Origin of the sequence: Azonexus hydrophilus DSM 23864 (assembly GCF_000429605.1) — a bacterium.
Taxonomy (GTDB): domain Bacteria; phylum Pseudomonadota; class Gammaproteobacteria; order Burkholderiales; family Rhodocyclaceae; genus Azonexus; species Azonexus hydrophilus.
Genome location: NZ_KE386926.1, coordinates 75718 through 97077, shown reverse-complemented (window position 1 = coordinate 97077; position 21360 = coordinate 75718). Strand labels below are relative to the sequence as shown.

The window sequence follows — 21360 nt, the reverse complement described above, 5'->3', positions numbered from 1 at the left end:
CAAGGCTGGCTCGCGCGGCGGCAAAGGCAGCGGGACAAAGGCCTGAACGGTTTCGCCCAGTGTGGTGGAAACGGCGTAAGTGCCAGTACGGCGCATGGTGTGAAAGGAGGCTTTAAACGATGCTTAAGATATTAAAGCAATGTTTAATACAATGTCACGCCCTGTTTCCGTAAGCGGTTTGCCTTTGGGGCATGCTGGTCAGTGCTTCGATTCGCCGCCTTCCGCCGACGAACGTTCATGATTTTCTCCCGCCATCGTTTCGCGATATCCCCGGCAGGCATCGCGCAACACCTGCAGGTGTTGCTGGTAGTTGCGGCAGCCCTTGCACAGGGCGAGGTGCATGCCGAGTTCGAGACGTTCGCCGAGGCCGAGTTCGCGGTCTTCGGCTTCCGACATGCGGCGGGTGGCGTCCTTGCAGTTCAACATGGGCGTTCTCCGGCGAGGAACCAGCTTTTTTCCAGGCAACCGCGCAAGGCGCTGCGGGCGCGGTGCAGGATGACGTGGCAGTTGCTGGTGCTGATACCGGCGGCGGAACAGACTTCGCCGGTATCGAGTTCGAGAAACTCGCGCATCATGAAGACGCGCGCGGTGTTCTTGGGCAGATGCGTCAGGCAGGCGTCGAAGACGGCCCAGAAGTGCTTGTCGCGCAGCGAGCTTTCCGGATCGCCCCAGGCGGCCGGGCGGTGCGCCGGCTGCCAGTGGGCGTTTTCCTTGAACAGGGCGTCGAAGGCCTGGTCCAGGCTGTCCTCGTCATCGCCGAAGGCCGAGATCGGCGTCGTCCGCGACTGCTGGCGGATCAGGTCGACGATCTTGTGGCGCAGGATGCCGAACACCCAGGTCTTCAGCGCCGAGCGGCCAGCGAAATCCTTGCCGCTGGTCAGCGCAGCGGTCAGGGCGTCCTGGACGGCGTCTTCGGCGAGCGCGGCATCGCGCAACTGGAGCTGGGCGAAGGCCAGCATGTCGCGGCGGACCTGTTCGACAAAGGCGTTGTCGATGCTGGCTGGGGGAACGATGGCGGCCTCCGTGGCGCGGGCGTCAATGCCGCCATGGTAGCTCAACGGGCGGCTTCCAGCGCGGCACGCAGCTTGGCCGGATCGGTGTCGCCAGCCAGGCGCGCGACTTCCTTGTCACCCTTGAAGACGATCAGCGTCGATTGCATGCGCACGCCCAACTGGCGGCGTAGTTCGCGGGCGTTGTCGTAATCGACGACGAGTAGGCGGCCGGGCACGGCAGCATCGCCACGCCAGCCGTCGAAGACCTTCTGCTGCGCCCGGCAGGTCGGGCACCAGTCGGCGTGAAAATGCAGGGCAACGGCCTTGCCGGCAGCCTGTTGCTGAGCAAAGTCGGCCGCCGTCCACGGGGCGATGTCGAGCGCCTGGGCAAAGCCGGCAATGGTGGTGAAGGCGAGGGCCGCGAGCAGGCGGATGGTTTTCATGATGGACTCCGAGGGGTTGAGGATGGTGATGATTGGTCGGAGTTGCTTGGGAAATTCTTACACCGGGAAATCTTCAACAAAGAGAATCTTGTTAAAGTTTTTTGGTTTTAAGTTTAATAACAAAAAGACTATTATCTCTTTCATGAGAAAAAATGACCTTCACCCTCGCTTGCAACAGACCTGCCGTGCGATACCGGATCGCTCGGGCTGCTTTGCCGTTGTTCCAGAACCCGTTCCAACGTCGGTGTCCGTCCCCGGTTGTTCTGCACTCTTCGTGCTCGCGCGGCGGGAACTGGAAACCCTGAAGGCAATGATCGAAGCAAATCCCGAGATGGCGAGCCTGGTATTCCACATGCTCAACCGACGGGAGGCTGTAGACAGCAGTCAAATCGAAGGTACCCATACCGGTTTTGATGACCTCCTCATTCATGAACTGGGAGCGGGCGCTTCTTCCATGATCGAGGATGGGGATGCAGAAGAGACGCTTTCCTACGTTCGGGCCTTTATGCATGGCATCAACGAGCTTACGGCGCGCGGGCAAGCTGCGCTCGACAATCGACTGATCAGTCATATCCATGCCATCATCATGAGCGGGCAAGCCCGTGCGACACCGGGCATCCTCCGTGATCGACAGAATTTCATTGGTAGCCGGCTGGAAACGGCACACTACATTCCCCCGCCGGCAGACCTGGTCCCCTCATTGATGGACGACCTCGTCTCGCTCCTGCAATACGAACCAGAGGGCGTAAAAGAAGTTTCTGTTCTGATGCGGGCGCCAATCGCGCACGTTCAATTTGAGGCAATACATCCTTTCCTGGATGGCAATGGGCGAACAGGTCGGCTTCTCCTTCCGCTGATGCTTCACGCGGCAGGGAAGCCGCCGATTCATCTCGCGACTTTTCTCAAAGTGCGCCAACAGGATTATTACGCGGCCCTGCTGAGTGTTCAGATGAAACTGGATTGGGAACCCTGGATCAAGCTGTTCCTGGAGTGCACGATTGCGTCCGCAAGGCACACAGTCCAGCTGTTCGGGCATCTGCGATCCATTCAAGCAGGATGGCATGCTCAGCTCGTGGCACAAAAGCGAAGAAAACACGCCACCATCTGGAAAGTCGTCGATTTGTTGATCGGGCAACCGATTGTCACGGCAAACGAGGTAAGCAAACGACTTGCAGTGAGCTTTCCTGCGGCCAACGATGCAATCGATGATTTGGTCGAGCTCGATATCCTCCGTCCAAACAACACCGACAAAAGGAACCGCGTATTTCAGTCCCACGAAGTGCTCAATGCCCTGTATACAGGGCTGGATGCGGTCCTGGATGAGGCCGGGGCTGCGGCAAACCTTAGTGGGTTTTGAACATCAAGCCATCGCGTGATCCCGCGCTGACTCCGTACCGAGCACTATCCCCTGGCGATGCAGGTCTGCGAGGAGTTCAAGGCCGAACTCGACCAGCCGTTCCGGCTCGGCGTGCTGTAGTTCGGCGGCGATCTGCCGGCAGGCGGCTTCGCCGCTTTGCGGGGTTTCGGCGAGCAGCGCGAGCAGGCGGGCGGTGACCGGGTTGGTTTCGCTGAAGCGGACGATGTCGTCGGCGTCGCGATAGACCAGCAGGTGCGTTGCCTGCGCCTTGCGCGGGCGCCAGTCGGGGCCGATGCGGTGCACCGGCCAGGCGTAGGCGAGGTTGAACAGCACCGGGTTGAGGACGACTGTGCCGTGGCGCAGGTCGCCGTCCGGATCGTGCGGCGGGATCGCTGCGTCGGCGATGTCGGCGGCCAGCTCGACCCATTCGTAATGCGCCAGTTCGGGCAGCCAGCGCGGTAGGCGCAGGCCGGGCGTTTGCGCCAGGAACTGTACGAACTCGCGCGGGATTTCGCGGAACCACGGCGTGTGCAGCGGCCAGTCGCGGCGGAAGCGGCGTCCCAGGCGTTGCCAGCGCGCCTCGCCGAGGATGGCGCGGCAGACCGGGAAGGCGCTGTCGATGAAGCCCTGCAGGTTGTTGCCGACCAGTTCGCGGTACACGCCCATGCCGCGTGCCGGCACGCCGGCCGGGCGGGGGGCGCGTTGCGGGTTGCGCAGGTGATTGGCGAAGGCTTGCTGGAAGCTCTGGAATTCCATGTTCAGGCCGCCTTGCGCTGCTTCGCTGCGGCCTGTAGCCGGGCGATGGTGTCGACTTCTGCGGTCAAGGCCGCCAGATCGGGGAAGTTGAAGTCGCGTTCGAGGCAGGTCGGTACCTCGCCGCCGATGCGCGCATAGGCGTCGGCGAGCAGCGCCCACACCGGGTCGATCACCGGTGCGCCGTGGGTGTCGATGATCAGCCCGTCCGGCTCGACGTAGTGGCCGGCGACATGGACGTAGCAAGTGCGCGCCAGCGGCAGCGCGGCGAGGAATTCGTGCGCGTCGAAGCCGAAGTTGCGGCTGTTGACGTAGATGTTGTTTACGTCGAGGTGGAGCAGGCAGTCGGCGGCCTCGGCCACGGCGCTGATGAATTCGGCGGCGTTCATTTCGGCGCCGGGCGGTTCGACGTAGGTCGAAGCATTTTCGATACCGATTTGCCGGCCGAGGATGTCCTGCGCGCGCAGGATGCGTTCGGCGGTCCAGCGCACCGCCGCCTCGGTCTGCGGGATCGGTAGCAGGTCGTAGAGCTGGCGATCGTCGGCGCACCACGACAGATGCTCGGTGTACAGCGTCATCCCATGTTCGCGCATGAAATCGCGGGTACGGTGGAGCAGTGCCTCGTCGAGCGGCCCGCTGCCGCCCAGCGACAGCGACAGGCCGTGGCAGACGAAGGGGTAGCGTTCGGTGAATTCGCGCAGTTGCCGTGCCGAGCGCCCGCCCATGCCGGCCCAGTTTTCCGGTGCCAGTTCGAAGAAATCGATGGCTGCCGGCACGCCGGCCTGCAGCGGGGCGATCAGTTCGCGCCGGAAACCGAGGCCGGCGCCGTGCGGCGGGCGGGGGTGCATCAGGCTTCTCCGCGCGCCGGGTAATCCTTGGCGACGACGAAGTCGATGGCGCCGAGCATGTCTTTGAAGTGCGGCCGGGCGAAGGGCATGGTCTGGACGTTGGCCCAGTACAGCGTCAGGTCGGGGCGGATCAGGAAGACCCCGGGCTCGGAAAAACGCGCCGGTTCCTCGACGCCGGTCGAGGTCAGGCCGCGGCCGGTGGAAATGTACAGGCCCCAGGCGCGGGCGTCGGCCTCGCTCAGACCGTAGCCGAGATCAAGCCGGTCGAGCGACCATTCGTCGGCGGCGCGGCGGGCGCGTTCTTCGGTATCCGACGAGAGTACCTTGACGACCACGCCGCGGGCGGCGAATTCGTCATGCAGGCGGTTCAGTTCGCTCAGGTAGGTGCGGCACAGCGGGCAGTGGTAGCCGCGGTAAAAGACCAGCAGCGTGAAGGCAGGTGCTGCACCGGCGGCGAGCGTCAGGCGGCTGCCGGAGAGTTGCGGCACATCGAGCGCTGGGACCGGCTGGCGGGGAATCAGGGATTGCGGCATGAGGATATTCCTTGAAAGGGCCGGCATCGAGCGCCGGCCTGCTGGTTCAGCGTCTTACTTCTTGGCGCCGCACTTGGCTTCGCCACACTTGCCGTCAGCCTTTTTGTCGGCCGGCTTCTTGTCAGCGCCGCACTTGGCATCCGTTTTCTTGTCGGCGCCACACTTGGCGTCCTTCGCCTTCTTGTCGGCACCGCACTTGGCTTCACCGCATTTACCTTCCTTGCCCTTGGTGTCGGCCTGCGCCAGCTGGTAGCCGGCCGACAGTTGCTTGGCGGCGAAGGGATTGTCGGCGGCGTGGGCAACCGGGGTCAGGGCGACGGCGGCAAAGGCGGAACCGATGGCCAGCGAGGTGAGGGTTTGCTTTTTCATGATGATCTCCATTGAGGTGGGGGTGATGGCAGAAAGCCTGCCTGTTGCTTGGTCGGCGTCACGGCCGACTTTCTTACAGAAGATTTCAGAACAGCGTGGTCAGTCGGACCCAGGAATCCGGCAAACGTTCGACGATGATGGCTTCCAGCCATTTGTCGGCGCCGCTGAGGATGGCGATGCCGGTGAGCAGCAGCAGGACGCCGAACACGGTCTTGATCCGACCGATGTGCTGCATGACCCAGCCACGGGCACGACCGAAGCCGGCGCGCGAGGCATAGGCGACGCCGACCAGCGGCACCGCCGCGCCGATGCCGAACAGACCGAGCACGACGCCACCACGCAGGGCGCCGCCTTCGGCTGCGACCAGGCTCAGCGCGGCGCCGAGCAGCGGCCCGGAACAGGGACTCCAGACCAGCCCGAGCACGCCGCCGAGCAGGAAGGCGCCGCCCAGCGAGCCGCCATTCAGCCGCGCCGACGCGGCGTTGGCCTGGCTGGCGATGGGCAGCATCCATTCGGTGAAACGGGCGTTCAGCGCCGGCACCAGCATGACCAGGCCGAAAGTCAGCAGCAGCCAACCGCCAAACGTCCGCACATGGTCGCCGTCGATGCCCAGCGCCGGCCCGAGCGCGCCGAGCAGCATGCCGATCAAGGCGAACGACAGCGCCATGCCGACGCCCATCGCCACTGGCGCGAGCTTGTTCTGCTGCACGGCGCCGCCGACGACCAGCGGCAACACGGGAAAGACGCAGGGCGACAGCGTGGTCAGGCTGCCGGCCAGCAGGGCGAGGCCGAGAACGGCGGGGGAAAGGGTTTCGAGCATGACGTCTCCTTGAGTTGGAGATTGGTCGCGGCGGGGGGCGGATTTCTTACAGGGATTGTGGCGGTTGCAAATACGATCTGGCCGCTCTGTCTGCTGTGTTTCTTTGGTTTGTTTCAAATGAGTGTCAATGTTTTCATTTGAACGCAATCTTCCTGAAATGTCGGCTGCCTACTATTTCGAACGAACTTGCGCTAACGCGCATCAACGACATTTCACGGAAGAGGGCAGGCATGCTGGCGGAACAACGGGCTCGGGCAATCGTCGAGCTGGTCAATCAGAAAGGTTTCCAGACCATCGACGCGCTGGCCGGCGAATTCGGCGTTACGCCGCAGACCATCCGGCGCGACGTCAATTCGCTCAACGATCAGGGCCTGCTACGCCGCCGCCATGGCGGCGTCGAACTGCCGCAGCAGGGCGAGAATCTCGCCTATACGGCGCGGCAGCAATTGAATCTGGCGGCCAAGCGGACGATTGCCCAATTGCTCGCTGAGGATGTACCCGAACGCGCCTCGTTGTTCATCGGCATCGGCACCACGCCCGAGTTGTGTGCGCTGGCGCTGGTTCATCATGCGCAATTGCGGGTCATGACCAACAACCTCAATGCCGCCATGCGTCTGGCCCGCAACCCAGACTGCGATCTGGTCGTCGCCGGTGGCCGGGTGCGCAATCTCGACCTCGACGTGGTCGCCGGTGAGGCGCACGACTTCTTTTCGCGTTTCAGCGTCGATATCGGGATTTTCGGCGTCGGTGCGGTGGCGCCCGACGGCACCCTGCTCGATTTCAGTCTCGACGAGGTGGCCATGCGTCAATCGTTGATGCGCCATTGTCGGCAGCGCTTCCTGGTCGTCGATCACAGCAAATTCACCCGCGACGCGACCGTGCGCGGCGGCCATATCACCGATGCCAGCGCCGTTTATAGCGACCGTCCGCTCCCCCCCTTGATCCGCGCGATGCTGGCGACGGCCGGCGTCCGCGTTGTCGTGCCAACCCTTCCCCCAACCTCTGGAGAACAACCATGATGCCCAAGCGTTTCGTCCGTACCCTGGCCGCTGCCCTCGTCGGTGGCGCCGCACTCTTCGCCGCCGGCGCCGCCAGCGCCCAGGAAACCGCCATCTGCTACAACTGCCCGCCGGAATGGGCGGATTGGGGTTCGCAATTGAAGGCGATTCGCAGTCGCCTGAACATCGTCGTGCCGCCGGACAACAAGAACTCCGGCCAGTCGATTGCCGCGCTGATCGCCGAGAAGGCCAGTCCGGTGGCCGACGTCACCTACCTTGGCGGCATCGCCGCCGATCCGGCGCGCGACGCCGGCGTGCTGACGCCGTACAAGCCGAAGGGTTGGGACAAGATTCCGGCCAGCCTGAAGGATCCGGAAGGTCATTGGTTCACCATCCATTCCGGCACCCTCGGCCTCTTCGTCAACAAGGCCGCGCTCGGCGGCAAGCCGGTACCGCAAAGCTGGAGCGACCTGCTCAAGCCGGAATACAAGGGCCTGGTCGGCTATCTCGACCCGACCTCGGCGGCGGTCGGCCAACTCGGCGTCATGGCCATCAATCTGGCGCTCGGCGGCAGCTACGACAACCTCGATCCGGCGATCCGCTTCTTCAAGGAACTGCATAAGAACCAGCCGATCGTGCCGAAGCAGACTTCCTACGCCCGCGTCATCTCCGGCGAGATCCCGATCCTGCTCGATTACGACTTCAACGCCTACCGCGGCCAGTACAAGGACATGGCGCCGGTCGCCTTCGTCATTCCCAAGGAAGGCACGCTGGTCTTCCCGTACGTGATGGGGCTGGTCAAGAACGGACCGCATGCAGCCAACGGCCAGAAAGTGCTCGATTTCGTCCTCTCCGACGAAAGCCAGGCGATGTGGGGCAATGCCTTCCTGCGCCCGGTGTTCGCCGACAAGCTGTCGGCCGAGGCCAAGGCCAAGTTCCTGCCGGAAAGCGAATACGCCCGCGCCAAGCCGGTCGACCTGAAGAAGCTCGCCGCCGCCCAGGCCGCGATCATCGAGCGCTACCGCAACGAAGTGAAGTGACCCTGCTGCGGGCGCCCCTGGCGGCGCCCGCAGTTTTTCCGCCGTCGATCGATCGAAACACCATGCCCCGTCGTCAGTTCCTGCTGCTGCTCCTGCCGGCAGCCTTGTTCTTCAGCGCCTTCTTCCTCCTGCCCATGGCCCGCCTGTTCTTCATCGGCGCCAGTGGCGAGAGCGGTTGGCTGGCCTACCTGGCGATCGTCACCGACGCCAATTATTTCCGCGCCCTGTGGACGACGCTGGCCGTTGCCGCCGTCACCACCGTGCTGACCCTGGCGATCAGCAGCATCGCCGGCGTCTTCCTCGAGCGCCACCGTTTTCCCGGACGCGCCGCGCTGGTCGCCGCGATGACGCTGCCGCTGGCCTTTCCCGGCGTCGTCGTCGGCTTCATGGTAATCATGCTGGCCGGCCGCCAGGGGATCATCGGCGAAGTGTTCACGATGTTCGGCGGCGAGCGGCCGATCTTCGCCTACTCGCTGGCCGGGCTGTGCATGGGCTACGTCTATTTCTCGATCCCGCGGACCATCCTGACGATCATGGCTGCCGCCGAAAAGCTCGATCCGCGCCTCGAGGAGGCCGCCCGCTCGTTCGGCGCGACACCCTGGCAGGTGGTCCGCGACGTGATCCTGCCCGGCTTGCGACCGGCCCTGATCTCGGCCGGCGCGATCTGCTTCGCCACTGCCGTCGGCGCCTTCGGCACCGCGTTCACGCTGGCAACGCGGATCGAGGTGCTGCCGATGGTTATTTACACCGAATTCACGATGTCGGCCAACATCGCCATGGCCGCCGCCCTGAGCTTTTCGCTGGGGGCAGTCGCCTGGCTGGCGCTGGCCGTGGCGCGCAGCGCCTCGGGCAGCACCGTGGCCGCGGCCGGTTGAGGAGGCGCGATGCAACACGGAAGATTCCTGTACGGCCTGCAGTTCGCCTTCACCATCGCGGTCTGCGCCTTTCTCGTCGTCCCGGTGGTGATGTCCATCCTCGCTGGTTTGACGGTCAACTACTTCGTCGGCCTGGAAAGCGGCTTGACGCTGCGCTGGGTCCTCGAGGTCTGGGACGGCTACCGCGATACGCTGTTCCTGTCGCTCGGGCTGGCGCTCGCCTGCCTAGTACTGACGCTGCTGCTCGGCGTGCCGCTGGCCTATCTGCTGGCCCGCTCGCGCGGCCGCCTGGCCCGCGCCATCGAGGAACTGCTGATGCTGCCGGTGGCCGTTCCCGGGCTGGCCACGGCGCTCGGCCTGATCGTCGCCTACGGCGGCCTGGCCGGTTTTCGCACCTCGGCCGCCTTCATCCTGGTCGGCCACGTGCTGTTCACGCTGCCCTTCATGGTCCGCTCGGTACTCGCCGTGCTCAGCGTGATCGACCTGCCGACGCTGGAAGAGGGCGCCGCCTCGCTCGGCGCCGGTTTCGCCCAGCGTTTCCGCGACATCGTCCTGCCCAACTGCCGCAACGGCATCCTGGCCGGCGCGCTGATGGTGGTGACGCTGTCGATGGGCGAATTCAACATGACCTGGCTGCTCCATACGCCATTCACCAAGACCCTGCCGGTCGGCCTGGCCGACGCCTACGCTTCCTTGCGCCTGGAGATCGGCAGCGCCTACACGCTGATCTTCTTCCTGCTCATCACCCCCCTGCTGCTCGCCCTGCAGGCGCTGGCCCGGCCGCGCCGCACCGTCTTCGCCGAGCGCGACTCTTCTGCCGAGAACGATTCATGATGCAAGCCGTCCCCATCTACCTGGAAAACTGCGCCAAGACCTTCACCGACGGTACGCGTGCGCTGGAACCGGTCGACCTGGCCATTGCCGCCGGCGAAACCCTGGTCCTGCTCGGACCGTCCGGTTGCGGCAAGACGACCACGCTGCGCCTGATCGCCGGCCTCGAACAGCCCGATGCCGGCGGCCGGGTCCTGTTCGGTGGCGAGGATGTCACCGCGCTGCCGATCGAGAAGCGCAACGTCGGCATGGTGTTCCAGTCGTACGCGCTGTTTCCGAACATGACCGTGGCCGAGAACATCGCCTACGGGTTGCGCCTGCGTCGCCAGTCGGCCGCCGAACAGCGTGCCCGGGTCGGCGAGATGCTCGCCCTGATGCGTATCGAACGGCTGGCCGACCGCAGCATCGACCAGCTTTCCGGGGGCCAGCGCCAGCGCGTCGCGCTGGCCCGGGCGCTGGCCGTGCGGCCGCGCGCCTTGCTGCTCGACGAGCCGCTGACCGCGCTCGACGCCAAGCTGCGCGACACCCTGCGCTTCGAAATCGACAGCCTGCTGCGCGAACTGGGCATCACCGCGATCTACGTCACCCACGACCAGGCCGAGGCGATGGCGCTGGGCGACCGCATCGTCGTCATGGACCACGGGCGCATCGCCCAGGTCGGCGCGCCGCGCGACATCTACCAGCGGCCGGCCTCGCGTTACGTGGCCGAATTCATCGGCACGATGAACCGCCTGAGCGGCCATGCCGAGGGCGAAGTCTTCCGTTGCCCTGGTGGCTACGTCGTCTGGCCGGAGCTGCCGGCGACGGCCCGGGAAATCCTCTTTCGGCCGGAAGACACGCGCATCGCCGCCGAAGGCGAGGCGGCCAGCCTGCGCGGCACGGTCAGCGCGGCCTTTTTCTGCGGCGACCATGTACGCTTGTTCGTCGATGTCGGCGAGGAACGGCCGCTGGTCCTCGAAACCCCGGCCCGCCGCGAATACCGGCACGGCGAAACGGTCGCGCTGGCCGTCGAGCGGCACGGCCTGATGGTGCTCTAGGAGACAACGATGCTGATTGCCCAACTCACCGATACCCACATCAAGAACGCTGGCCGCCTAGCTTACGGTCGGGTCGATACCGCTGCCTGCCTCAAGGCGGCAGTGGACGCGCTGCGCAAACTCGATCCGCAACCCGATCTGGTGGTCCTCACCGGCGATCTGGTCGATGTCGGCAGTGCCGAGGAATATGCCTGCCTGCAAGCCATCCTGGCGCCCTTGCCGCAAGCGCTGGTCGTCGTTCCCGGCAATCACGACGAACGCGAGGCGATGCGCCGCGCCTTCGCGCCGGCCGGTTATTTCCCGGCCTCGGGATTCCTGCAGTTCGCGATCGACGATTACCCCTTGCGCATCGTCGGCCTCGATACCCTGGTGCCCGGCCAGGGCGGCGGCGAACTCTGCGCCGAGCGCCTTGATTGGCTGGCACGCACGCTGGCCGAACGGCCGGCGGCGCCGACGCTGATCCTGATGCACCATCCGCCCTTCGCCACCGGCATCGGCCACATGGACCGCATCGGCCTGCGCGGCCGCGCGGCCTTTGCCCGGCTCCTCGAGCAGCATCCGCAGGTGCAGCGGGTGCTGTGCGGTCACCTGCACCGGACCATCCACGCCATGGTCGGCGGCCGTGCGGCGCTGACCTGCCCGAGTACCGCCCACCAGGTCGCGCTCGACCTGCGCGAACAGGCGCCCAGCGGTTTCCGCATGGAACCGCCGGGCTTCATGCTGCACCGCTGGCACGACGGCGTGCTGGTCAGCCATGTCGCGAACATCGGCGATTTCGCCGGTCCTTATCCCTTCTTCGACGAAAGCGGCGCGCTCATCGACTGAGCGGCACCAACAAGCATGCATCTGGCACTTTTCGATCTTGACCACACCCTGCTCGACGGCGACAGCAACAGCCTCTGGCTGGCTTACCTGGTTGCTGCCGGGCAACTGCCTGCCGACGTGCTGCAGCGCCAGGCCGCAGAGTACGCACGCTACGAGGCGGGCAGCCTGGACATCGGCGCCTACCTGGCTTTTCACCTGTCGCTGCTGAGCACCCGGCCGCTCGCCGAATGGCGGGGCTGGCGCGACCGTTTCGTCGCCGAGGCGATCGCACCGCGCATTTCGCGCACCGCTTTCGCCAGCGTCGACGCGCATCGCCAGCGCGGCGACCGGCTGGCCATCGTCACCGCGACCCATGACTTTCTCGCCGCCGGGATTGCCGAGCTGTTCGGGCCGCTGGCGCTGATCGCGCCGCGCGCCGAAATCGTCGGCGACCGCCTGAGCGGGCGCATCGTCGGCGAGATCAGCTTCGGCCCGCGCAAGCCGGCTGCGGTCGAGGCCTGGCTGGCCGGGCAGGGGCTGAACCTGGCCGGATTCGCGCAGGTGCACGCCTATTCCGACTCGCACAATGACCTGCCGCTGCTCGAACTGGCCACGCTGCCCTGTGCGGTCAATGCCGACCCGGCGCTGACCGCGCACGCCCACCGCCTGGGCTGGCCGGTGCAGCAATGGCGGGCCTGGCCGGCTTCAGCGCATGACGATGCCGGCGGCGATGGCAAGCATGACTACGCCGGAGACCCGCTCGATGCCGCGCAGATGGCGGTGGAACCAGGCCAGTAGCCGGGGCTGGCCGACGCTATGGGCGATCAGGGCGTCCCAGGCGAAGACGATGCTCGCCATCCACAGGCCGTAGAGCGCCTGTTCGCCGGCCGGCGTGTTTGGCGCGATGAGGGCGCCGAAGAGCAGGGCGTAGAACAGCGAGTTCTTCGGGTTGAGGATGCCGGAGAGGAAACCCTGCAGCAGATGCGGTGCCAGTCGGGCAAAGTGTTTTGTCGTCGCCGAGGGGGCTGCGTCGGTGATCGGCAGCCGACCGTCGCTGCGCAGGAACAGCAGGCCGAGCCAGACCAGATAGAGACAGCCGGCCCACTTCAGCACAGCAAACAGTTGCGGCCACTGCGCCAGGAGTGACACGCCGGTCAGCGCCAGGGCGATGTAGGCGGCGTTGGCCAGCGCGATGCCGAGGCTGGTGGCGATGGCCGGGCGCAGGCCGTGCACGATGCGCGTGCGCATGATCAGGAAGAAATCCGGCCCGGGGCTGAGCAGGGCGACGAAGTGGGCGCTGGCGACGAGGCCGAACTGGGTGAAGTCGAAGGGCATGGCGGCTTCCGCAAATGGGCGGAGTATCGCCAGCCGGTGCCGGTCGGTCTTGGACGAAATTGCGCGGCTCAGCGCCGCCTGGCGTACTGCCCCGGGGTGGCCGCGACGCGTTCGCGGAAGCTGCGGTGGAAGTGGCTCTGGTCGGCAAAGCCGGTAGCCAGCGCGGTATCGCAGATCGGCGTGCCGGCGGCGAGCAGGCGGCGGGCGCGCTGGATGCGGCGGTCGAGTTGATAGGCGTGCGGCGTCATGCCGGTGTGGCGGACGAAACGGCGGATCAACTGGTAGGGGCTGAGGCCGGCGCGGGCGGCGAGTTCGGTGAGCGGAATGCTTGCGTCGCAATGCGCGTCCAGCCAGTCGCGGACGTTGGCGATGGCGGGCGGCAGGGCGTCGATTGGCGGCGCGACGGCGAGCGGTTCGCTCAGTGCGACGAACAACTGGCCGAGGGCCTCGGCAAAACGGCCGGCATCGGCGCCGGTGCGGACTGCCGCGAAAACCTCGGCGAAGCGACGGTAGGCGAGCGGGGAGCGGGCGTGCCGCCAGGCAGCGTCGGTCAATGCGGCAGCGAACGGGGTCGTCGCCAGGAAGTCGGCCATCCAGTCTGCGTCGATGTAGAGCATGCGATAGCTCCAGCGACCATGCGCCTGCGGGTTGCAGGCATGGACGCGCTCGGGCGGAATGACGACCAGGTCGCCGGGGACGAGCCGACGCTCCTCCGCGCCGACGGAAAATCGGCTGCTGCCGGCGTCGACCGCGCCGATCGACCATTCGGCGTGGGCATGCGGTCGGTAGCAGGCCTGCGAGTCGGCGGCACTGCGTGCTTCGACGAAAGGCAGGGCGGGCGTTCGGTGGAAGTGCGGCCGGCTGGCCGCTACAGGGCGGGGGCTTGCTTGCATGCGGCGATTTTCTCAGGAATCTTGCCTGTCGCGCGGAGAGTTTGCCGGTCAGCCGCTCATCAAGCTGCACGAATCGGGCTGAGCCGCCGCTTGGTTCCACTGCCCCTCAAGGCAGGACAAAACTGCTCTTTTCCAGCACCGAGCTTGCTGGCCGGTCTTGGTCCCAGACCCGGAACTGGATCGGCTGGATGCCGCTGGCGCCGCTGTCGGCGGGGACGGCGACGGTCAGGGAAACCGGCCGGATGCTGCCGGCCTCGACGGTGAACTCCCGTTCGCCGACGATGCTGATATTGGCCGGGCCGCTGACATCGACCGTGAAGCTGCGACGGTTCTCGTCGAGATTCATCAGCTTGAGCGTGTAGGCGTTTTCGATCGTGCCGTCGGCGGTTTCCCGGTGCAGGGCACCGCGGTCGCGCAGTACATCGACCAGCAGCAGCGAGCGCTCGGCCAGCGTCCACCCGGCGAGCAGCGAGCACACCAGCAACAGGGCGGCGTAGGCGGCCACGCGGGGTCGCCCGATCCAGCCCCTGGTTGGCGTTGCCCCGCCAACTTCGCGTTCGGACATGAAGCGGATCAGTCCGCGCGGCGCGCCGATCTTGTCCATCACCTGGTCGCAGGCGTCGATGCACAGGCCGCAGTTGATGCACTGGTACTGCAGGCCGTCGCGGATGTCGATGCCGGTCGGGCAGACCTGCACGCAAATGCCGCAATCGACGCAGTCACCGCTGCTACCGGCCTGACGGCGGCTGTTGCGCGGTTCGCCACGGGCCGGGTCGTAGGCGACGTTGCGGGTGTCCGGGTCGAACATCACGCCCTGGAAGCGGGAGTAGGGGCACATGTGCTGGCACACGGCCTCGCGCGCCAGACCGGCCTGGACGTAGGTGAAGGCCGCGTAGAAGATGAGCCAGAAGCTCTCCCAGGGGCCCAGCCGGCCCGCCGGCAAGGCCGGCAGCAGTTCGCGGATGGGGGTGAAGTAGCCGACGAAGGTGATCGCCGTCCAGGCGGCGAAGAGCAGCCACAAGCCGTGCTTGATCGCCTTGAGCCCGAGTTTGCGGCCACTTGGCGGACTCTGGTCGAGTTTCAGGCGAGCCAGGTGGTCGCCTTCCACCCTGGCCTCGATCCAGGTGAAGATCGCGGTGTACACCGTTTGCGGGCAGGCAAAGCCGCAGAACAGGCGGCCGGCGATGGCGGTCACGAAGAACAAGGCCGTCGCCGCCAGGATCAGGCCAAAAGCCATCAGCAGGGCGTCCTGCGGCCAGAGGACGAGGCCGAACAGGTAGAACTTCTCGTGCGCGATATCGAGCAGGACGGCTTGCCGCGTCACCCCGTTCGTCTCCCAGCTCAGCCAGCAACTACCGTAGAAAACGATCTGGGTCAGCCAGACCATGGCCCAGCGCAGGCGGTTGAATTTCCCCGCGGTGGCTCTGGCGTGTATTTTTCCCTTTTTCCGATAGAAGGCCAGCCTGGCTTCCTGGGCTTTGGTGATGGGTTTGTGCATTCCGTTTCCTTCCGGTCGCGATGTCGAGACGATCGGGCGGAGTAAATCACTCGGCCTGGAATGGGAACAGATTCAGATGCCGTGATTTCCGATAGGCACAGATTGCCGGCTACAACTGCTGTTCGATCAACTGGCCGAGAACCGCCGTTGCCGCCGTCATTGCTGCGGTGTCGGGGTGGCCGAAATTGAGCCGCAGATAGTGGCCGAACTCCCGCTTGGCCGAAAAGATCGGTCCCGGGGCGATGCTGATGCCTTGCGCCAGCGCTTGCTGGTGGAGGCGCAGGGTATCGACCTGGGGCGGCAGTTCCAGCCACAGGAAATAACCGCCCTGCGGGCGCGCCAGCCGGGTGGCGGACGGGAAATGCTGCTCGATCGCTTCGACCAGCGCCGCTTCCCGCGCGGCCAGCGTATTGCGCAGACGACGTAGATGGTTTTCGTAGCCGCCCTGTCTGAGGTAATCGGCGATGGCGATCTGCACCGGCACCGTCGTCGCCAGGCTGAGCGACAGCTTCTGGCGCTGGATGCTGCGCGCGTGACGGCCGGCAGCGACCCAGCCGATCCGGTATCCCGGCGCCAGGCTCTTGGCGAACGAACAGACATGCATGACCAGCCCGCGCCGGTCGGCAGCCTTGCTGCACAGCGGCGCTTGCGGGCCGAAATGCAGTTCGCCGTAAACATCGTCCTCGATCAGTGGCACCTCGTGGCACCCGAGCAGTTCCAGCAGTTCCAGCTTGTGTTCGTCGGCGACCCGGCTGCCCGTGGGGTTGGCGAAATTGAGCATGAACAGGCAGGCCTTGACCGGATGCCGGCGCAAGGCCTCGGCCAGCGCTGGTAGGCTGACCCCGGCGCGGGGGTGGCTGGGAATCTCGATGACCTTGAGCCCGAGCCGTTCGCTCGCCTGCAGGCCGGCGTAGAACGTCGGCGATTCGACGGCGATCAGGTCGCCGGGCCGGGTGACCGCCTGCAGGCAGAGATTGAGCCCTTCCATGGCGCCCGAAGTGATGACGATCTCCTGCGGCGAGACGTCGGCGCCGAGCGCCAGGTAGCGCAGCGCCAACTGCCGGCGCAGCTCCTCGTTGCCCGGCGGCAGGTCGCTGAGGCTGGCCAGCGGATCGAAGCGGCGGGCAGCATTGGCCAGATGACGCCCCAGCTTGTCGAGCGGAAACAGTCGTGGGTCGGGAAAGCTCGAACCGAGCGGAACCACCGCCGGATCGCGCACGCTGTCCAGGATCTGGAAAATGAAATCGCTGACCTGAAGTTGCGTCGAGCCGCCGACCGGGTGGCTCATCGCCGGCTCGGCCAGGCGCTGGCCCAGCCGGGCGCGAACGAAATAGCCCGACTTCGGCCGCGCTTCGATCAGCCCGCGACTCTCCAGCAGGTAGTAGGCCTGGGTCACCGTGATCGGACTGACGCCATGGCTGCGGCAGGCGCTGCGGACCGAGGGCAGGCGCTCGCCCGGACGAAGCAGGCCGTCGGCGATCAGCTTTTCGGTGTGCGCAGCGAGTTCCCGGTAGCGGCTCATGGCCGGATGTTATCAGGTCCGTCCGCCGGCCATCGGCTGGATATCTGGGATAATCCCGGCCTTTCACCGTTACCCCTTCCGCCGATGACTGCCATTGCCTCCCGCCTCGTTGAGGCAGCCCAGACCCTTTCCCGCGAAGTCGATGCGATGCGCTTCGCTGCGCCGGTCAGCCATGTCTATAACCCGCTCGACTACGCCTGGACGGTGCATCGCGCCTACCTGGAGCGTTTTGGCAGCAACAAGAAGCGGATCGTCTTCCTTGGCATGAATCCCGGCCCGTTCGGCATGGCCCAGACCGGCGTGCCGTTTGGCGAGATCGCCGCAGTGCGTGACTGGCTCGGCCTGTCCGGCGCGGTTGGCAAGCCGGCGCTGGAAAATCCCAAGAAGCCGGTGGACGGCTTTGCCTGCAAGCGCGGCGAAGTCAGCGGGCAGCGCCTGTGGGGCCTGTTCCGCGAACGCTTCGGCACCCCGGAAGCCTTCTTTGCCGAGCATTTCGTCGCCAATTATTGCCCGCTGGTCTTCTTCGACGAAGGCCGCAACCTGACCCCGGACAAACTGCCTGCCGCCGAAGCCGGGCCGTTGCAGGCTGCCTGCGACGCCCACCTGCGGCGCATGGTCGAGGCGCTACAGGCGGAATGGGTGATCGGCGTCGGTGCCTGGGCCGAGAAGCGCGCCACCATCGCCCTGGCCGGTCTGCCGGTCCGCTTCGGTCGCATCCTCCACCCCAGCCCGGCCAGCCCGGCCGCCAATCGCGGCTGGGCGCCGGAAGCCACCCGGCAGATGGTCGACCTGGGCTTGTGGCCGGCCTGAGTAGCGGGGCGACGTCCAAGGGCATCGCGATTTCTGCATTGTCAGGAATGCAACAGAGGTGGTGGCTGGTAGTTCCTTGATTTTACAGCTATTTGTTGTGGCGCTGGTTTTGCTTGCCTGACTGGCATGAAAACCCATCTCGACTGGTCGGCCTACGACACCTATGGCGTCGGCGACGCCTACGCCGGCATTCCCGCCACCGGCGGCAACTACGCCAAGGCGGTGGCGGTGTGCATGAACAACCACCAGTGCCAGCGCGACGGCAAGGGCGTGATGTGCCCGAGTTACCGCATCACGCACGACCCGGCGCATTCGACCGGCGCCCGGGTCAAGGCGTTCAAGGCGGCGCTCAACGGTGAGCTCGGCGACGATCCCTTCGCCCACCCCGACCTCGCCGTCGCGATGGACCTCTGCGTGTCGTGCAAGGGCTGCAAGAAGGAATGTCCGAGCGCGGTCGACATGACGCTGATCAAGACCGAATACCTGGCGCAGAAGAACGAACGCCAGGGCGTGCCGCGCCGGGCCCGGCTGTTCGGCGCGCTGCCGCGCTGGCTGCATGAGTGGCGGCCGACGCTGCAGGCGCTGGTACGGCTGCGCAACAATTCGCCCTGGGTAGCGAAGCTCGCCGAGCGCTGGCTCGGCATCTCGGCCCGGCGGCCGATCCCGCAGATCGTCGGCGCCGGCTTCCAGGGCGACGCCGCGCCAACGACCGGTGAACGCGGCAAGGTCGTGCTCTTCGTCGACACCTTCACCCACTACTACACGCCCGAAATCGCCGCCGCCGCGTTGAAAGTGCTGCGCGCCGGCGGTTACGCGGTCGAGGTGCTCGAACCGGAAAAAACCGACGGTGAACCCGAGCGCCCGCTGTGCTGCGGCCGAACCTACCTGTCGCAAGGCATGGTCGAGGAAGCCAAAGTCGAAGCGCGCCGGGTGATGGCCGCGCTCGCCCCGGCGCTGACCGCCGGCACGCCCATCGTCGGCCTTGAACCCTCCTGCCTGCTGGCGCTGCGTGACGAGTTCTACAGCCTCGGACTCGGCCCCGAGGTCGGCCAGCTCTCGAAACAGGCCTTCCTGTTCGAGGAATTCCTGATGCGCGAAGGCAACAAGGGCTTGAAGCTCGACCTCAAGCCCATCCCCGGCGGCCGCGCGCTGGTGCATGGCCACTGCCACCAGAAGGCCTTCGGCGCGATGAAGTCGGTGAAGAAGGTGCTCGGCTGGATTCCGGAATTCGAGTTCGAGATCATCGACGCCAGTTGCTGCGGCATGTCCGGCAGCTTCGGCCTGGAAGCCGAACACCACGATGCTTCGGTACGGATGGGCGAACTCGCGCTACTGCCTGCGGTGCGCGCCGCCAGCGCCGATACCGTGATCGTTGCCGACGGCTTTTCCTGCCGGCACCAGATCAAGGACGGCAGCGGGCGCCAGGCGGTGCATGTGGCGGTGTTGCTGGAACGGGCACTGGGCTGCTGAAAATTTTTTGGGGTTACTCCGCGAGATTTAGTCGATGTGTCTGGTTCTTGGAGAAAGATACGCACCCTGCCAGCGTGCGCCGAGGAAGCCTGCATCCTCAATCTTCAGTTCTTGAGCGATGGCTCGGCGCAAGTTTTTCGCAGCGGCAGATTCGTCAAATTTCGATGGCGTGGACCATTGGCAGGGGAACTCGGCTACGGGAAGCGCCTCGCCTCCGTGGCTGGTAACGAGTTCGACCAGGTTTCTTGTTTTTCCCGGACCTGTGACGATGTAAGAACGTACTGATGAAAACTCTTCGATTTTGAACAAGTATTTCCGTTTGAACAGCAGAAAATACGGGCGAGTCAGGATGAGCTTTCCGGCTCGGGACTGGATTTCCAGATAGGTTGCCCGATCACGGAACTCCGTAAATGCGCAGACGAGCGTAATCATCAGCATGGTCAGAAAGGCGAACCAGCCTTCCGCTGTCGCAGTACCAAGCGGGAATAGGTTGATGACTGAAAAGAGCGTGAACGGCAAGCTTGCCGCAGTTTTAAACAGGCTGTTGGCGTAGCGGATGATCAAGGCGATTCCAGTCGTTGTCGAGCTACAAGCTGGGGATGCGTGACCCGGCTCGGCCGCGAGAGTGGTCACTCAGGTCTCTCTCATTAGACGGCTAGCAGCCTTGGTATTTTGCCTGCAGGGAAGCTATTTGTCATTTTGCGTTGTTTTTGGCCAACCTTTAGCAAAAAACATGTCCGATTCCGTCCGCTTCCGGTCCCGTTCCGGTCTGTCGCCGGTTCTGCTGCCCGCCTAAGCTTCGTCTCCAGGGAAACCGTCACGGGAGACGATCATGGAGCGCGAAGTCCTGTTGTTGTTGCCGCCGCCGGCCGGGCTCGATGCCGATTCGCCGCTGTCGCGGAGGTTGTTCGCGCGCTGGTGGCAGGGCGCGGCGGCGGTGGCGCTGGGGGCTGCCGAGGGCTGGCCGGTGCCGGTCGAGCGGCGCTTCGCCGGGGCCGGCGTGCCGCTGGCGCTGCACTTCTGGTTGTGGCGGCGGCGGGCGTCGCGGGTGATCGTGGCTGGCGTCGGCGCTGCCGGGCTGGTGGCCGAATTGCGTCGCCTCGGCTGGGTCGCCGAGCTGCCGGGCGGTGCTTCGTGCGACACTGGCGCGGCGGACGCGCCGGGTTTGCTGCGTCCGGCCTGATCGGGAGTTTTCCATGGACATGCTGTTCATCCTGCATCCGCAACACACGGCCTTCGATTTCGCCGGGCCGGCCGAGGTCATCCACATGGCGGCGCAGGCCGGCGCGCCGTTCCGCCTGTGCGTGGCCGGGCCGCAGGCCGAGTGCGTCAATTCGCTGGGCGTGATCAATCGTGTCGATCCGTTGCCGCAGACGCTGGCCGACGACACCCTGGTTTTCCTGCTCGGCACCGAGGACGAGCCGCGCGATTACGCGACGCCGGCGGCGCTGGCGATCATCGACTGGCTGCACGCGCAGTTCGACCCGGCCCGCCACCGGCTCGCCTGCATCTGCTCGGGCTCGCTGCTGGCGGCGCGCGCCGGCCTGCTCGACGGCCACCGGTGCACGACGCACCACGCGCTGATCGCCATGCTGCGCGACTGGGCGCCGCAGGCGCAGGTGCTGGAAAACCGGATGTTCGTCGAGGACGGATCGGTGTTCACCTCGGCCGGCATCGCCGGCGGCGTGGACCTGGCGCTGGCCATCGTCGAACGCTTTGCCGGCGGCTTGCTGGCGACGCAGGTGGCGCGGCGGATGGTGATCTACCTGCGGCGCACCGGCGCCGACCCGCAGCTGTCGCCCTGGCTGGCCCATCGCAACCACCTGCACCCGGCGGTGCACAAGGCGCAGGACCTGATCGCCCGCGACCCGGCGGCGGATATCTCGGTGAGCGAGATTGCTGCACAGGTGCATGTCAGCCCGCGTCACCTCAGCCGGCTGTTCCGCAACGAGGCCGGGATCGGCCTGCTCGATTACCGCCACGGCTTGCGCGTCGAGCTGGCGCGCCAGCTGATCGCCCAGGGGCAGAGCGTCGAGCGCGCCGCCGAGGGCGCCGGCTTCGCCTCGGCGCGCGACCTGCGCCGGGTGTGGAAACAGCATGCACCGGGAACGCCGGGGCAGGGGGGCGGCTGA

General features: G+C 65.8%; 25 protein-coding genes. 12 read left to right on the top strand and 13 right to left on the bottom strand.

The window, feature by feature from the left end; translation table 11 throughout:
- Window positions 1–198: 198 nt before the first annotated feature.
- From G471_RS0115590 to G471_RS0115580, 3 genes are read right to left on the bottom strand one after another with little or no spacing between them, the layout of a single operon-like run.
- Window positions 199–426, bottom strand: a complete 228-nt coding sequence (locus tag G471_RS0115590; protein ID WP_028996150.1) for a zf-HC2 domain-containing protein — start codon at window positions 424–426, stop codon at window positions 199–201.
- Complete coding sequence (locus tag G471_RS0115585) at window positions 420–1058, bottom strand: sigma-70 family RNA polymerase sigma factor (protein WP_245580576.1); 639 nt, start codon at window positions 1056–1058, stop codon at window positions 420–422. Before G471_RS0115585 ends, G471_RS0115590 begins: the two co-directional genes overlap by 7 nt.
- On the bottom strand, window positions 1055–1435 hold the full coding sequence (locus G471_RS0115580) for a thioredoxin family protein (RefSeq protein ID WP_028996148.1): 381 nt from the start codon (window positions 1433–1435) through the stop codon (window positions 1055–1057). The genes G471_RS0115585 and G471_RS0115580 overlap by 4 nt, the downstream gene beginning before the upstream one ends.
- Between G471_RS0115580 and G471_RS18045 the strand changes: the two genes are divergently transcribed.
- On the top strand, window positions 1434–2792 hold the full coding sequence (locus tag G471_RS18045) for a Fic family protein (protein ID WP_051295546.1): 1359 nt from the start codon (window positions 1434–1436) through the stop codon (window positions 2790–2792). The genes G471_RS0115580 and G471_RS18045 overlap by 2 nt on opposite strands.
- 3 nt (window positions 2793–2795) lie before the next feature.
- On the opposite strand, the gene G471_RS0115570 is transcribed toward G471_RS18045, so the two are convergent.
- From G471_RS0115570 to G471_RS0115550, 5 genes are all read right to left on the bottom strand, one after another.
- A complete protein-coding gene (locus tag G471_RS0115570) occupies window positions 2796–3548 on the bottom strand; it encodes an HvfC family RiPP maturation protein (RefSeq protein ID WP_043421929.1) in 753 nt (250 codons plus the stop codon).
- 2 nt (window positions 3549–3550) lie between these two features.
- Window positions 3551–4393: an HvfB family MNIO-type RiPP peptide maturase gene (locus tag G471_RS0115565; RefSeq protein WP_028996146.1), complete on the bottom strand. Its 843-nt coding sequence runs from the start codon at window positions 4391–4393 to the stop codon at window positions 3551–3553.
- A complete protein-coding gene (locus G471_RS0115560; protein WP_028996145.1) occupies window positions 4393–4926 on the bottom strand; it encodes a peroxiredoxin-like family protein in 534 nt (177 codons plus the stop codon). Before G471_RS0115560 ends, G471_RS0115565 begins: the two co-directional genes overlap by 1 nt.
- 54 nt (window positions 4927–4980) lie before the next feature.
- Entirely contained in the window at window positions 4981–5295 is a 315-nt protein-coding gene (locus G471_RS0115555; RefSeq protein ID WP_028996144.1) for an HvfA family oxazolone/thioamide-modified RiPP metallophore, read from the bottom strand.
- Window positions 5296–5380: 85 nt separating this feature from the next.
- A complete protein-coding gene (locus G471_RS0115550) occupies window positions 5381–6115 on the bottom strand; it encodes a cytochrome c biogenesis CcdA family protein (RefSeq protein WP_028996143.1) in 735 nt (244 codons plus the stop codon).
- 230 nt (window positions 6116–6345) lie between these two features.
- On the opposite strand from G471_RS0115550, the gene G471_RS0115545 reads away from it, so the two are divergent.
- The 7 genes from G471_RS0115545 (at window position 6346) to G471_RS18035 (ending at window position 12498) form a co-directional block, all read left to right on the top strand.
- Window positions 6346–7134 carry a DeoR/GlpR family DNA-binding transcription regulator gene (locus G471_RS0115545; protein ID WP_043421927.1) on the top strand — a complete coding sequence of 263 codons (789 nt, stop codon included), beginning with the start codon at window positions 6346–6348 and terminating at the stop codon, window positions 7132–7134.
- Window positions 7131–8153, top strand: a complete 1023-nt coding sequence (locus G471_RS0115540; RefSeq protein ID WP_245580575.1) for an ABC transporter substrate-binding protein — start codon at window positions 7131–7133, stop codon at window positions 8151–8153. Before G471_RS0115545 ends, G471_RS0115540 begins: the two co-directional genes overlap by 4 nt.
- 62 nt (window positions 8154–8215) lie before the next feature.
- Window positions 8216–9028 (top strand): ABC transporter permease, encoded by an 813-nt coding sequence (locus tag G471_RS0115535; protein WP_028996140.1) that lies wholly within the window; start codon window positions 8216–8218, stop codon window positions 9026–9028.
- A gap of 9 nt (window positions 9029–9037) precedes the next feature.
- The gene (locus G471_RS18040; RefSeq protein WP_043421925.1) at window positions 9038–9862 is read left to right on the top strand and encodes an ABC transporter permease; all 825 of its coding nucleotides are present in this window, start codon (window positions 9038–9040) and stop codon (window positions 9860–9862) included.
- Window positions 9859–10896, top strand: coding sequence for an ABC transporter ATP-binding protein (locus G471_RS0115525; protein ID WP_028996139.1), 1038 nt, complete (start codon window positions 9859–9861; stop codon window positions 10894–10896). Before G471_RS18040 ends, G471_RS0115525 begins: the two co-directional genes overlap by 4 nt.
- Window positions 10897–10905: 9 nt before the next feature.
- Complete coding sequence (locus tag G471_RS0115520; RefSeq protein WP_028996138.1) at window positions 10906–11721, top strand: phosphodiesterase; 816 nt, start codon at window positions 10906–10908, stop codon at window positions 11719–11721.
- Window positions 11722–11736: 15 nt separating this feature from the next.
- Window positions 11737–12498, top strand: a complete 762-nt coding sequence (locus G471_RS18035; protein ID WP_051295545.1) for an HAD family hydrolase — start codon at window positions 11737–11739, stop codon at window positions 12496–12498.
- Here the strand turns inward: G471_RS18035 and G471_RS0115510 are convergent.
- From G471_RS0115510 to G471_RS0115495, 4 genes are all read right to left on the bottom strand, one after another.
- Window positions 12406–13035 (bottom strand): LysE family translocator, encoded by a 630-nt coding sequence (locus G471_RS0115510; RefSeq protein ID WP_028996137.1) that lies wholly within the window; start codon window positions 13033–13035, stop codon window positions 12406–12408. The two genes, G471_RS18035 and G471_RS0115510, sit on opposite strands and share 93 nt — an antisense overlap.
- A gap of 68 nt (window positions 13036–13103) precedes the next feature.
- Window positions 13104–13928: an AraC family transcriptional regulator gene (locus G471_RS0115505; protein ID WP_028996136.1), complete on the bottom strand. Its 825-nt coding sequence runs from the start codon at window positions 13926–13928 to the stop codon at window positions 13104–13106.
- Window positions 13929–14034: 106 nt separating this feature from the next.
- Window positions 14035–15426: a cytochrome c oxidase accessory protein CcoG gene (gene ccoG, locus G471_RS0115500; protein WP_028996135.1), complete on the bottom strand. Its 1392-nt coding sequence runs from the start codon at window positions 15424–15426 to the stop codon at window positions 14035–14037.
- A 109-nt stretch (window positions 15427–15535) separates the two neighbouring features.
- On the bottom strand, window positions 15536–16948 hold the full coding sequence (locus tag G471_RS0115495; protein WP_028996134.1) for an aminotransferase-like domain-containing protein: 1413 nt from the start codon (window positions 16946–16948) through the stop codon (window positions 15536–15538).
- Between the two features lie 84 nt (window positions 16949–17032).
- On the opposite strand from G471_RS0115495, the gene G471_RS0115490 reads away from it, so the two are divergent.
- Entirely contained in the window at window positions 17033–17758 is a 726-nt protein-coding gene (locus G471_RS0115490) for a uracil-DNA glycosylase family protein (RefSeq protein ID WP_028996133.1), read from the top strand.
- Window positions 17759–17884: 126 nt separating this feature from the next.
- Complete coding sequence (locus G471_RS0115485; RefSeq protein WP_028996132.1) at window positions 17885–19228, top strand: (Fe-S)-binding protein; 1344 nt, start codon at window positions 17885–17887, stop codon at window positions 19226–19228.
- 27 nt (window positions 19229–19255) lie between these two features.
- On the opposite strand, the gene G471_RS0115480 is transcribed toward G471_RS0115485, so the two are convergent.
- Complete coding sequence (locus tag G471_RS0115480) at window positions 19256–19792, bottom strand: hypothetical protein (protein WP_028996131.1); 537 nt, start codon at window positions 19790–19792, stop codon at window positions 19256–19258.
- Between the two features lie 268 nt (window positions 19793–20060).
- On the opposite strand from G471_RS0115480, the gene G471_RS18510 reads away from it, so the two are divergent.
- Window positions 20061–20411, top strand: a complete 351-nt coding sequence (locus G471_RS18510) for a hypothetical protein (protein ID WP_028996130.1) — start codon at window positions 20061–20063, stop codon at window positions 20409–20411.
- 13 nt (window positions 20412–20424) lie between these two features.
- Window positions 20425–21360, top strand: a complete 936-nt coding sequence (locus G471_RS18025) for a GlxA family transcriptional regulator (RefSeq protein ID WP_043421920.1) — start codon at window positions 20425–20427, stop codon at window positions 21358–21360.